The sequence below is a fragment of the Aquimarina atlantica genome, assembly GCF_000626715.1.
GTDB lineage: Bacteria > Bacteroidota > Bacteroidia > Flavobacteriales > Flavobacteriaceae > Aquimarina > Aquimarina atlantica.
In genome coordinates, this window is record NZ_AQRA01000001.1 from 326,832 (window position 1) to 339,681 (window position 12,850).

Below are 12,850 nucleotides of genomic sequence, written 5' to 3' on the forward strand. Positions count from 1 at the left end.
AGTGATTTGTTTAGGAGGCTGCCTGAAAAGGCAGTCTTCTTTTTTTTGAATATGTTATTTTACCTCTGTTTACTTTTATAAATAAAAAAGCCTCCATAATACAAATTATGAAGGCCTTACTAAATAGTAAAATGGTTAGTGGTTACTACTTATCTTTAAGTTTTTTAGCTTGCTTTGTCCATTTATCTCTTTCAATTCTACCAGGAAAGAATTGAATAAGCGTAGTTACTGTATCAATATCTTCTGTGGTAAATTTACTAATTTGATCAAAAGTATAGATGCCAATACTGTTTAATTTTTCTTCAATGAAAGGACCAATCCCGCTAATTAGCTTTAAATCATCCTTTTGAGAGGCGTCTGCTTTGCCAAAACTATCAAAATTTAATGTAGGCATTTCTCCGCCATTAGTAACCGCAACTCCTCCGTGACCCCGTGTCTTAACCGCTTTAATTCCATTTCCAGGATTAGAAAATGTCGAATTTGCTTTTTCATTACTTGCATTTTTTAGCATAGCATTTTCTCTTTCACATTCATCTAATGCTTTTTTATATTTCTTTTTGAGCGCTCTTCTTGATAAGAACCTTCCTAACAAAAATGCCAGGAATAATAGCAATAATAGGCACCACCAATTTGCTTCGTTTAAAAAATCTAACATAGTTGTAATATTTTTAGTTTACGGTTATTTCTATTCTTCTGTTTTTTGCTTTGTTTTCCTCGCTATCATTCGGAACGATAGGATTTGATTCTCCCTTAGATAAGGCTATGATTTTATCTTTAGCTATACCTTGCGAAATAAGATAGTCTCTCACATTATTTGCTCTTTGTTGTCCAAACCAAAGATTTGCTTCTTCCTCACCAACATCATCTGTATGACCTGTGATTACAACCGATTTATCAGGATATTTATTAATGTAATTTTTAAGCTCTAACGCATAATTAGATAAAGTTGCATCGGGTTGAAATGTTTTTTGAGCAAAATTAGAATATAACGTTCTTGTAGCGATACTTTTTTCGACTTCGATCAATCTATCTTTGTTTAATGTGTTGAAATTTAATAATATCCCGCCAGGATATTCTCCATTATCAGAGTAGATATAATCATTTAATTGCATTTTAGTTACAATACGATCTGCATTAATTCCAGCTTTAACCAAGATATCTTTAATAAAGTTAGCTCTAGAAATACCTAACTGTGTACTATCACTATTTTCAGAAGAATTTTCATAACCATAAATGATAAGTTCCTGATCTTGGTGTTTCCCTAAATAATCAGCTACTTGTTGACTAAAACCTTTTAAAGAATTGGGGATAAATACATCTCCATTAGTATTGTTAATCTTTAGGTTTTCAATATATCGAAATACATCTTGCCCATGGGGGCCTTTTGCAAATAACCCAACATTTCTATTTGCTGCTGCGATACTATCTTCATATGCTTTTTTAGCTAACGCTTCTAATTCAGGGTTAGGTTTTTGTTCTACTACAGGTATACTTTCATCAGTGCTTTTTGAACACCAATCACAAGAGTAATACCACCATATTGCCAGCCAGGCAAAAAGTAAAAAAATAAGGAAAGAGGAGAAATTTTTCATGCGTTGTTGATTAGTATTGGTTTTTTAAAGTTATAAAAATGTTTATAATCAACCTATTGCAGGCTTTAAATTCTATGAATTTAATGATAGAAAAAAGATGAATCGCAAAAAAATAAGCTGAAATGCGTTTGAGTGAAAATAATTTTTTATAAATTCGCAGGGTATTTAGAAAAAACAATGAATAATATATTTGTACATCATCATCATTCTTACATTTTCGCTCAGGCGTGGTAGGTATGGTATGTGTATAACACAATAATATGAAAACCCGTTTGAGTAATTCAAACGGGTTTTTTGTTTCTGCAAAACTCGTTTTTGAATTACTCAAGCACAACAACAAAAAAATGTCAAAAATTAAAATTGCAATTCAAAAAAGCGGGCGTCTTAATGAAGATTCAGTAAAAATATTAAAAGACTGCGGTATTTCGATTGATAATGGTAAGGATCAATTAAAAGCTCAAACCCGTAACTTTCCTATGGAAGTTATGTTTTTAAGAAACGGAGATATACCTCAGTATCTTAGAGATGGTATCGTTGATATCGCTATTATAGGAGAGAATGTACTTATAGAAAAAGGAAAAGATATTTCGATTACAGAGCGACTTAATTTTTCAAAATGTAAAGTTTCTCTGGCGGTCCCAAAAGATTTCGAGTACAATTCGATTAAAGATCTCGACGGAAAAAGAATTGCTACATCATACCCAAATACAGTTAATGAATATCTAGAAAAACAAGGAATCTCGGCAGAATTACATCAAATATCCGGATCGGTAGAGATCGCACCCAATATTGGTTTGGCAGATGCAATTTGTGATATTGTATCCAGTGGTAGCACCTTATTTAAAAATAACCTTAAAGAAGTAGAGGTTATGCTTACGTCTGAAGCTGTACTTGCGGTATCTCCAAAAATATCAGAAGACAATAAAAAACTTCTTGAAAAATTGCAATTTAGAATCAAAGCTGTTTTAAAAGCAAGAAATTCTAAATATGTCTTGCTTAATGCTCCCAATCATAAAATCGAAGATATCGTTAAAATATTACCTGGTATGCGAAGCCCTACAGTATTACCGCTGGCAGAAGAGGGCTGGAGCTCTATTCATACTGTTGTAGAAAAAAATAAATTTTGGGATATTCTTGATGAGTTAAAAGCAGAAGGAGCAGAAGGAATTTTGGTTTGTCCGATTGAAAAAATGGTTTTATAAATAATTTAATGTGTTTCTGTTACAGCAGAAAAGAAAAAGAGATGCAAAAAATATACAATCCCAATAAAAATAATTGGTCAGAAATATTAAAGAGACCAACACAAACAGTGGCAGATATTGAAGAAAACGTGTTGACCGTTTTTAATGAAATTAAAACAGAAGGTGATCAGGCGGTACAACGATATACAAAGAAATTTGATAAAGTAGATCTTGATGCAATTCTTGTAGGTTCTGAAGAAATAGAAGAAGCAAAAAAACTAATAGATCAAAACCTAAAAGATGCTATACAATTAGCTAAATCTAATATTGAAAAGTTTCATGCTGCCCAAAAGACGGATAAAGTTTCTATAGAAACAACAATCGGAGTAAAATGCTGGCAGGAGAAAAGACCAATTCAAAAAGTAGGATTATATATCCCAGGGGGGACGGCCCCTTTATTTTCTACAATTTTGATGTTAACAGTTCCTGCTAACCTTGCAGGATGCAAAGAAATTGTATTATGCTCTCCTCCAAATAAAGAAGGGAAAATCCACCCAGCTATTTTGTATGCTGCTAATCTTTGTGGAGTAACAAAGATTTGTAAAGTAGGAGGGATTCAAGCTATTGCAGGAATGACTTTTGGCACAGAAACTATCCCGTCTGTATATAAAATATTTGGTCCGGGGAATCAATTTGTAACTGTGGCAAAGCAGTTGGCAACTAAGTTTGGAGTTGCTATAGATATGCCAGCCGGACCAAGTGAATTACTTGTAGTTGCAGATGACACTGCAGATGCATCTTTTGTTGCCTCTGATTTGTTAAGCCAGGCAGAACACGGTAAAGATAGCCAGGTGATTTTGGTATCTACATCTAAAGAAATGATGAATGAGGTAGAAAAAGAGGTAGCCAAACAATTAGCAGTTTTGCCAAGAAAAGAAATTGCAGAAGGAGCTATATCTAATTCCAAATTGATTTATGTAGAAGATGACCAGAAAGCTATAAGATTAATTAATGAATATGGCCCAGAGCATTTTATAGTATGTGCAAAAAATGAAGATTTTTATATTGATAATGTAACCAACGCCGGTTCTGTATTTATAGGTAATTACACCCCAGAAAGTGCTGGTGATTATGCTTCGGGGACTAATCATACGTTACCAACTAATGGATATGCAAAACAATATAGCGGTGTAAACCTGGATAGCTTTATGAAATCAATGACGTTTCAGAAAATATCAAAACAAGGCATCCAGAACATAGGTAAAGCAATTGAACTTATGGCTGAAGCAGAAGGTTTACAAGCACATAAAAATGCAGTAACATTACGATTAGATAGTTTGAAATAATTGTTATTCGATTGATACAAGTAGCTGGTAATCATTAATTAGGCTTTAACCAACAGCAATACATTAAAAATGAACAAAACACAATTCAGCATAAAACAATTAGTTCGCAAGAACATACAATACCTAAAACCGTACAGTTCGGCCAGAGACGAGTTTACAGATTTTGATCAGGATATGGTTTTTTTAGATGCCAATGAAAATCCTTACGAAAATGGAGTCAATCGATATCCTGATCCGCAACAGAAAAGCTTAAAAAAGATAATAGCAAATCAAAGAAAAGTTTCAGAAACCAATTTACTTCTTGGTAATGGTAGCGATGAAGTATTAGATCTGATATTTAGAGCATTTTGCGAACCTGGTATCGACAATATCATTACACTGCCCCCTACATATGGGATGTATAAAGTATTAGCAGAGATCAATAATATAGAAGAACAACAAGTATGGCTAGAAGAAGGTTTTCAACCAGATGTCGAAGCGATACTTGCTACAGCGAATAGTGATTCTAAATTACTTTTTATTTGCTCTCCTAATAATCCTTCAGGAAATTTGATTGAACAAAAACGAATAGAAGAACTTCTTGAGCGTTTTAGGGGATTGGTAATTATAGACGAAGCTTATATCGATTTTACAGATAGAGAAAGTTGGGTAGGGAGTATAGATAGGTATCCAAACCTTATAGTAACACAGACACTATCTAAAGCATATGGTTTGGCAGGTATACGACTTGGGATTTGTTATGCTTCTGAAGAAATAATAGATATTTTAAATAAAATTAAACCTCCTTATAATGTGAACGAATTAACGCAACAGCGAGCGCTGCAACGTGTTAGTAATGAAGATCAAATTCTAGCTGAAATATCTGCTATAATAGAAGGGCGTACCCTTTTGGAAGAAGCGTTATCTAACATAAGTTTTGTAGAGAAAATATTTAAAAGTGATGCCAACTTTATTTTGGTAAGAGTAGATGACGCTAATAAACGTTACGATCAGTTAATTAAGGAAGGTATTGTGGTTCGCAATAGAAGTACACAACCCTTATGCAAAAATACACTTCGATTTACTGTAGGTACTAAGGAAGAAAATGAAAAATTGATAGAAGTACTTACCTTAATTTCAAACTAATGAACTCATTTTAGAAATTTTTTAAATAAAAGTAAAACTAGAGACAATATTACAGTATGAAATAAGCCATTACAATTAAGTTGGTATCCAACCGAAATGATGCTATGGCGATTCTATCTGACCATTAAAAAACAATAAATATATAAATAGATGAAAAAGAAAGTATTATTTATAGATCGTGATGGTACGATTATCAAAGAAACTGCAGATGAGCAAATAGATGCGTTCGAGAAAATGATATTTTATCCAAAGGCATTTACGTATTTAGGTAAAATAGCTCAGGAATTAAACTATGAATTGGTAATGATTACTAATCAGGATGGTTTGGGTACAGATGTATTTCCTGAGGATACGTTTTGGCCTGTACATAATTTTATTATAAAATCTTTTGAAAATGAAGGAGTTGTGTTTGATAAAGTATTTCTAGATAGAACTTTTCCTCATGAAAATGCAAATACCAGGAAACCAGGTACAGGCTTATTGACCGAATATTTTTCTGAAGAATATGATCTGGTAAATTCTTTTGTAATTGGAGATCGTTTGACCGATATGGAATTGGCTAAAAATCTGGGATCGAAAGGAATTTTTATTAACGATAACACTAATCTGGGAACAGGAGAAATTACAATAAAGAAGGAAGAGTTAAACAATCATATTGCTCTAGAAAGCAATGATTGGCAAAAAATATATGAATTTCTTAAACTGAAAGATCGCGTCGTAGAAATTTCCCGAAAAACCAATGAAACCGATATTTACATCAAACTAAATCTTGATGGTACCGGTAGAAGTGATATTAGTACAGGGTTAGAATTTTTTGATCATATGTTAGATCAAATTGCTCGTCATGGCCAAATGGATTTAGATATCAAAGTAAAAGGAGATTTAGAAGTTGATGAACACCACACTATCGAGGACACAGCAATAGCATTAGGAGAAGTGTTTAGTAAGGCTTTGGGCGACAAATTGGGGATCGAACGTTATGGATTTTGTTTACCAATGGATGATTGTTTGGCACAGGTAGCTATTGATTTTGGAGGACGTAATTGGTTGGTATGGGAAGCAGAATTTAATCGCGAAATGATTGGTAAAATGCCAACAGAAATGTTTTTCCACTTTTTTAAATCATTTACCGATGGAGCTAAAGCAAATCTTAATGTAAAAGCAGAAGGCACTAACGAGCATCATAAAATTGAAGCTATTTTTAAAGCTTTTGCAAAAGCTATTAAAGTTGCAGTAAAACGTGATCCCGATAAAATGATTTTACCCAGTACCAAAGGAGTGCTATAATTAGTCTAGTCACGAATTAAGATTGAAGAATTGTAAATCTGAAAATCATAAATCTAAAAATATAAAGTGAAAATTGTAATTATCAATTACGGAGCAGGAAATATCCAATCTATAAAATTCGCAATACAAAGACTGGGATATGAAGCGATATTAAGTAACAATCCCGAAGAGATCAAAGCAGCAGATAAAATCATCTTTCCGGGAGTAGGCGAGGCGAGTAGTGCAATGCATAAACTTAAAGATTCTGGATTAGATCGCTTGGTTCCAGAATTAGAACAACCTGTTTTGGGAATTTGCCTGGGGATGCAGTTAATGTGTAACTATACCGAAGAAGGAAATACTAAGGGATTAGGGATTTTTGATGTTAATGTCGTACGATTCGATAATCATGTAAAAGTACCACAAATAGGCTGGAATCAGATAGAATCTCTCGATTCACCTTTGTTTGATGGGATCTTAGAAAATGAATATATCTATTTGGTACACAGTTACTATGCGCCGGTTACCAAAGATACAGTTGCAAAGACTCATTATGGAATAACGTATAGTACAGCGCTGCAAAAAGATAATTTCTACGGAACCCAGTTTCACCCAGAGAAAAGTAGTGTTGTAGGAGAGAAGATATTAAAGAATTTTTTGAAAATGTAAAAATAAAGTAATAAGTACAAAGTATTAAGTTGTAGTATGAATAAATTTGAGAACCTAAATGTTTGGAAGAAATCTATGGATTTGGTATGCGAAGTTTATAAAGTAATGAAGCTTCTTCCCGATAATGAGCAATATGGTTTGGTGTTACAAATCAAAAGGTGTTCGGTTTCGATTCCATCAAATATTGCAGAAGGTGCAGGTAGAAATTCACCAAAAGAGTTTATTCATTTTTTGAGTATAGCGAATGGATCAACTTGTGAGTTAGAAACACAATTACTTTTAATCGTGAAGCTAGATTTTATAAGTAAGGATCAAATAGGTACATTACTCAATTCTTGTAGAGAGATTAGAAATATGAACTATTCTCTTCAGCGAAGCATTAAGAAATCTTAAAACATAATACTTAAGACATAATACAGTAAGTAAAACTATGAGAATCATAACAGCTATAGATATTATCGAAGGAAAATGTGTTCGTCTTTCGAAAGGAGATTATAACACAAAAAAAATATATAATGAAAATCCATTAGAAGTTGCTAAGGAGTTTGAAGCCCATGGAATCGAATATCTGCATTTAGTTGATTTAGACGGAGCAAAATCTAAACATATTGTCAATCATAAAGTGTTAGAGCAAATCGCTTCAAGAACAAGCTTGAAAATTGATTTTGGAGGAGGTCTTAAGACCGATGATGATCTTAGAATCGCTTTTGAGAGTGGAGCAAATCAAATTACAGGAGGAAGTATTGCTGTAAAAGATCCCGAAATTTTTACATCCTGGTTGCAAAAGTTTGGAACAGATAAAATTATTTTAGGAGCAGATGCGCATCATGAAAAGATTGCAGTAAGTGGATGGTTAGAAGAAAGTGATAAAGAATTGATTCCATTTATTCAAGAGTATCAGAAAGAGGGAATAACTTATGTGATTTGTACCGATATTAGTAAAGATGGGATGCTACAAGGACCTTCATTCGAGCTATATCAAAGGATATTATCTCAAACAGATCAACTTAAATTAATAGCATCAGGAGGAATCTCTGCTTTTGATGAATTACCAAAACTGGCAGAAATTGGTTGCGAAGGAACTATTATTGGAAAAGCGATTTATGAAAATAAAATAAGCTTGAAACAATTAGAAGAGTTTGTCCTGTCAAAAACATAAAAAAATGGAGCAAAAGTTTGCTGTTTCTTCTGAAAATAAATCTGCTGAAAAGCAACTTTTTGAAAAACTGAAGTCTATAGTACATAAAGCTCAAGAAGTAATTAGAGATTGCATCGTAAAAGAACTGAGTAAAAAAGAATTATGTTAACAAAGAGAATTATACCGTGTTTAGATATCAAAAATGGACGTACCGTAAAAGGAGTCAATTTTGTTGATCTACGAGATGCTGGCGATCCCGTAGAACTTGCCGATGCATATTCAAAAGCAGGTGCAGATGAATTAGTGTTTTTAGATATTTCTGCAACAGAAGAACGTCGTAAAACATTAGCAGCATTAGTGCTTAAAGTAGCAGAAAAAGTAAATATCCCTTTTACTGTAGGAGGAGGAATTTCTTCTATTGAAGATGTAGATGTTTTATTGCAAAATGGAGCAGATAAGGTATCTATAAATTCATCTGCGGTAAAGAATCCACAATTGATTAATGATCTGGCAGGAAAATTTGGATCACAATGTATTACTGTGGCTATAGATGCAAAACAAATCGATGACAAATGGATAGTACACTTAGTAGGAGGCAAAGTACCTACAGAGTTGGATTTGTTTGACTGGGCGAAAGAAGTAGAAAAACGAGGAGCAGGAGAAATATTGTTTACATCTATGGATCATGATGGTACCAAAGACGGATTTGCAAATGAAGCATTGTCTATGCTATCAGAAGAACTAAATATCCCCATAATTGCTTCTGGTGGAGCAGGAAATGTTCAACATTTTGTAGATACATTTAAAAAAGGTAAAGCAGATGCAGCACTGGCAGCAAGTGTTTTTCACTTTAAAGAAATAGAAATTAAAAACTTAAAAAAGAAATTACAGGATAATAAAATTCCTGTACGATTATAAAAAAAGAATCTTCGATAGGCAAAAACAAATGATATAAATTTTGATATCATAGTAAAGTTCTCGAAGTGTTTTAAATTATGGAAATAAATTTCAATAAAAATGGTGACGGACTCGTGCCCGCTATTATACAGGATGCAATAACTAAGAATGTATTAATGCTTGGCTACATGAATCAAGAGGCATACAATACCACTGTAGAAACTAAAAAAGTAACTTTTTTTAGTCGTACCAAAAATAGATTATGGACAAAAGGAGAAGAAAGTGGTAACATTTTGAATCTAGTAGACATAAAGAATGATTGCGATAATGATTCCCTTTTGATTATGGTGAATCCAGTAGGCCCAACTTGTCATAAAGGATCAGATACATGTTGGAACGAGGATAATAAACAATCTTATGGATTTTTGTCAGAACTTGAAGATGTGATTAGAAATCGAAAAGAAAATCAGAAAGATACATCATCATATGTAGCATCGTTATTTAGGAAAGGAATTAATAAAGTAGCACAAAAAGTAGGGGAAGAAGCTGTAGAAGTAGTAATAGAGGCTAAAGACGATAATGAAGAGTTATTTTTAAACGAAAGTGCAGACTTGTTATTTCATTATTTGATACTATTACAGGCAAAAGGAGTTGAATTAAAAGATATTGTAGAAATCTTAAAATCAAGATCTTAATTTTTCGCATTGTTTGATACAAGAAAACTATTTTTGAATTATGGCTTTAGAGTATAAAATTTATATATATTTGTGTGAAATTTTTCCTACCCTTTATAATCTTACATTAATATAGTAAGATATGTATATCAATTATTTTAAGATATCTAACATTTATTAAATAAAGTCAATTTTGAAATATACTAGTAAACTACTATTTCTATTATTTGTCATATATCTAAGTACTCAGAAAATATATTCTCAATGTAATCTGGGGCTTATTACCATTGAAAAATGTGATATGGAAAATATAGACTTCGATGGAGTTAATGGCCCCGATGGGATTATCAATATATATAATGAAACTGGAACAACTCCTGCTGATGGTACATGGCGTATAGACCCAAGATTTGACTCAGCGTTTGATGTTGCATCGGGTAATTTATTTATGTGGGAGTTGAAAAAGGCATCTACAATTGTTACGCAAAATGATTATTTTTTCGAATTAAGGAATACAACTACTTGTGGAGATACTCCTGTTAGGACAGCAAGATTAATTCTAGGCCCTTATTCTGGTGTAGCATTACCTCCTTCTGGACCGCTTAATGTAAATGCTCAAGGTTGTGACCTTGATGGTTTTAATTTATTTAGTGCCTTTGCATTAGATAGTAATACTCCATCTCCCCATTCTAATGGGGAATGGACATATAATGGGTCGAGCTCAAGTTTTGTAAAAATCGAAGAATCTAAACTTTTTGTGGATATTCCATATCAACCGGGACTTCCATTAGTAGATCAAGAGGTTTTTGAGTTAACATATACAGTTTCCGGTATTTTTGGATGTTCGACATCACAATCGACTACGATAAGAATTGCAATGGTAAGACAAGTAGATTCTGGAGAGCCTGTTATCACAGAGATTTGTGAAGATGATTTGCTAGCGGGAGTTTATGATGCAGATATTAATTTGAGAGACGATCAATATCTTTCTGGAGAAGACATAGAAGGGATTTGGCTGCATAATTTAGATCCTACAGGACAGATAGAAAATGAACAAGATTCTATGATTAATCTAAGAGCAATTTATGATGCTTTAATTGATAATGGTAATAATTTACGATATGGGTGTGAAACCTATAATTTTATTTATGCAGTAGAACAACGATCAGCGGTATGTGGAGATGAAGAATCAACTGTTAGTTTTACTTTTTATGAGCAACTAAGACCATTTAATCAACCTAACCCGCCCCCTCAAATTTGTAGAAATGAAACTCCTGGGGATTTAGATCTATTTGATTTATTAGAGTTTACTACAGAAGGAAGTTTTGATTTTATTTATAAATCTAATTCTTATACCAATTGGCGTTTGGTATCGGGACCATCTAATTTAGGGTTAATATCATTAGGAAGTGTATTGGGTGATTATACTTATTTAGGTTCTATACATACTTTTGGAGCCCAACCTGGGACTTATGTTTTTGAGTATGGAGTGAGTCCATGGATTAATTGTGATGCTAGTGCTCCTATAGAATGTGATCCTTTTGCTAATTCTGGAGAACCAAATTATTGTGAACACCAATGTAATGTTGAAACAGCTTTGGTTACAATAGAAATTCTTCCTTTTGACTATGCAGGAGAAGATACAAAAGATATTAACCTTTGCGAATCTCAAGGGCAAGTAGACCTTAGAAGCTTGTTAAGAACTAACGGTAATACAATAGCAACTACTGGAGTATGGACAAACTCAGCGGGAGATGTTATTGATAATACATTTGTTTTTCCAAATAGCAACAGTTCTCAGACATTTACATTTACCTATTCAACAAATACGGTAAATGGATGTGTTGATAGTGCAGACCTAACATTTACAATTAACAAATTATCTAATGCAGGAGAAGATGCAAGTGCAACACTCTGCTCAGATGACTTAACGATAACCCTTTTTGACCTTTTAGGAGGCAATCCAAGTACAACAGGAACTTGGGCGGGCCCTTTTGGATATACATCACCAGATCATTTAGGTGTTTTTGATTCAAGTAATGTTTTGCTACCGATTTTGGGAGCGGGAGAATATATATACGTAGTTCCGGGTAATCCCGGGTGTTCTGCGTCAGATCAATCTACAGTAACTATTACCATTGTAGAACCAGTAGATATTGGTAGTGATCGAAGCGAAACTTTTTGTAAAATCGATGGTAGAGTTAACTTATATTCACTTTTAGACAGAGATACTCCCCGTATCGGAGTTTTTGAAGATACTGATAACACAGGTGCATTAAGTGCGGATGGGGTAGTAGAGTTTGAGACATTAACAAACAATATTTATAATTTTAGATATGTAATAGCAAATACACTGCCTTGTGATCAGTCTTCTTTAAATGTAGCGATACAAATTGTGGATTTACCAACCCCTAATGTACCTCCTCAGGAATTTTGTATTCTTGATGCCGCGAGATTAGAAGATATTGAAGTTGATGTCCTAAATTATAACTGGTATGTTACTTTAGAAAGTGAAATTCCTATTATTGATAATCCTTTACTATTTGATAACCAGGTGTATTATATTGCTGCAATTGATGTAAATAATTGCGAATCCGAACGTCTTGAAGTTCCGATAAATATACTAAATACCGGGGAGAGGTTTGCCAATGGAGAATTATGTACTCTTGATTTTCAGGATGGAGTATCGCCAAACGGTGATAGTCAAAATGATACTTTTGATTTGTTGATAGAAGAGGTATATAATATCCCCGAAGCATTTCCTGATTTTGATTTGAAAATATATAATAGGTATGGTAGTCTTGTCTATGAAGGAAATATTAATACAGAAGAATTTAGAGGAGAAAGCAATGTATCAGTACAGTTAGGAGATGATCTTCCTTCGGGAACATACTTTTATGTTTTTGTTCCAAACTTTGAAAATAATTTACCTATACAAGGAAGTTTTTACCTAAGCAGATAA

Annotated in this window: 13 protein-coding genes; 11 read left to right on the plus strand and 2 right to left on the minus strand. The window is 33.2% G+C overall.

What is annotated here, in order from left to right; genetic code table 11:
• Positions 1–145 precede the first annotated feature (145 nt).
• Both ATO12_RS01435 and ATO12_RS01440 read right to left on the minus strand, forming a co-directional pair.
• A complete protein-coding gene (locus ATO12_RS01435; protein ID WP_034237993.1) occupies positions 146–655 on the minus strand; it encodes a hypothetical protein in 510 nt (169 codons plus the stop codon).
• 13 nt (positions 656–668) lie between these two features.
• Positions 669–1,592, minus strand: coding sequence for an OmpA family protein (locus ATO12_RS01440; RefSeq protein WP_034237995.1), 924 nt, complete (start codon positions 1,590–1,592; stop codon positions 669–671).
• A gap of 344 nt (positions 1,593–1,936) precedes the next feature.
• Here ATO12_RS01440 and hisG point away from each other — a divergent pair, with 344 nt between their 5' ends.
• The 11 genes from hisG to ATO12_RS01490 all read left to right on the plus strand — a co-directional run bounded on the left by hisG (position 1,937) and on the right by ATO12_RS01490 (position 12,850).
• On the plus strand, positions 1,937–2,794 hold the full coding sequence (hisG, locus tag ATO12_RS01445) for an ATP phosphoribosyltransferase (protein ID WP_034237996.1): 858 nt from the start codon (positions 1,937–1,939) through the stop codon (positions 2,792–2,794).
• A gap of 41 nt (positions 2,795–2,835) precedes the next feature.
• Positions 2,836–4,119 carry a histidinol dehydrogenase gene (gene hisD / locus ATO12_RS01450; RefSeq protein WP_034239125.1) on the plus strand — a complete coding sequence of 428 codons (1,284 nt, stop codon included), beginning with the start codon at positions 2,836–2,838 and terminating at the stop codon, positions 4,117–4,119.
• A 69-nt stretch (positions 4,120–4,188) separates the two neighbouring features.
• Positions 4,189–5,244, plus strand: a complete 1,056-nt coding sequence (gene hisC, locus ATO12_RS01455) for a histidinol-phosphate transaminase (protein WP_034237998.1) — start codon at positions 4,189–4,191, stop codon at positions 5,242–5,244.
• A 150-nt stretch (positions 5,245–5,394) separates the two neighbouring features.
• Positions 5,395–6,531, plus strand: a complete 1,137-nt coding sequence (hisB, locus tag ATO12_RS01460; RefSeq protein WP_034237999.1) for a bifunctional histidinol-phosphatase/imidazoleglycerol-phosphate dehydratase HisB — start codon at positions 5,395–5,397, stop codon at positions 6,529–6,531.
• Between the two features lie 66 nt (positions 6,532–6,597).
• Positions 6,598–7,179 (plus strand): imidazole glycerol phosphate synthase subunit HisH, encoded by a 582-nt coding sequence (hisH, locus tag ATO12_RS01465; RefSeq protein WP_034238001.1) that lies wholly within the window; start codon positions 6,598–6,600, stop codon positions 7,177–7,179.
• 36 nt (positions 7,180–7,215) lie between these two features.
• Positions 7,216–7,572: a four helix bundle protein gene (locus ATO12_RS01470; protein ID WP_034238003.1), complete on the plus strand. Its 357-nt coding sequence runs from the start codon at positions 7,216–7,218 to the stop codon at positions 7,570–7,572.
• Positions 7,573–7,609: 37 nt separating this feature from the next.
• Positions 7,610–8,338: a 1-(5-phosphoribosyl)-5-[(5-phosphoribosylamino)methylideneamino]imidazole-4-carboxamide isomerase gene (gene hisA, locus ATO12_RS01475; protein ID WP_034238004.1), complete on the plus strand. Its 729-nt coding sequence runs from the start codon at positions 7,610–7,612 to the stop codon at positions 8,336–8,338.
• 4 nt (positions 8,339–8,342) lie between these two features.
• A complete protein-coding gene (locus tag ATO12_RS25845; RefSeq protein ID WP_165583307.1) occupies positions 8,343–8,486 on the plus strand; it encodes a hypothetical protein in 144 nt (47 codons plus the stop codon).
• Positions 8,480–9,235 carry an imidazole glycerol phosphate synthase subunit HisF gene (gene hisF / locus ATO12_RS01480; RefSeq protein ID WP_034238006.1) on the plus strand — a complete coding sequence of 252 codons (756 nt, stop codon included), beginning with the start codon at positions 8,480–8,482 and terminating at the stop codon, positions 9,233–9,235. The genes ATO12_RS25845 and hisF overlap by 7 nt, the downstream gene beginning before the upstream one ends.
• Before the next feature lie 77 nt (positions 9,236–9,312).
• Positions 9,313–9,909, plus strand: a complete 597-nt coding sequence (gene hisIE / locus ATO12_RS01485; protein WP_034238008.1) for a bifunctional phosphoribosyl-AMP cyclohydrolase/phosphoribosyl-ATP diphosphatase HisIE — start codon at positions 9,313–9,315, stop codon at positions 9,907–9,909.
• A 280-nt stretch (positions 9,910–10,189) separates the two neighbouring features.
• Positions 10,190–12,850, plus strand: a complete 2,661-nt coding sequence (locus tag ATO12_RS01490; RefSeq protein WP_051575519.1) for a gliding motility-associated C-terminal domain-containing protein — start codon at positions 10,190–10,192, stop codon at positions 12,848–12,850.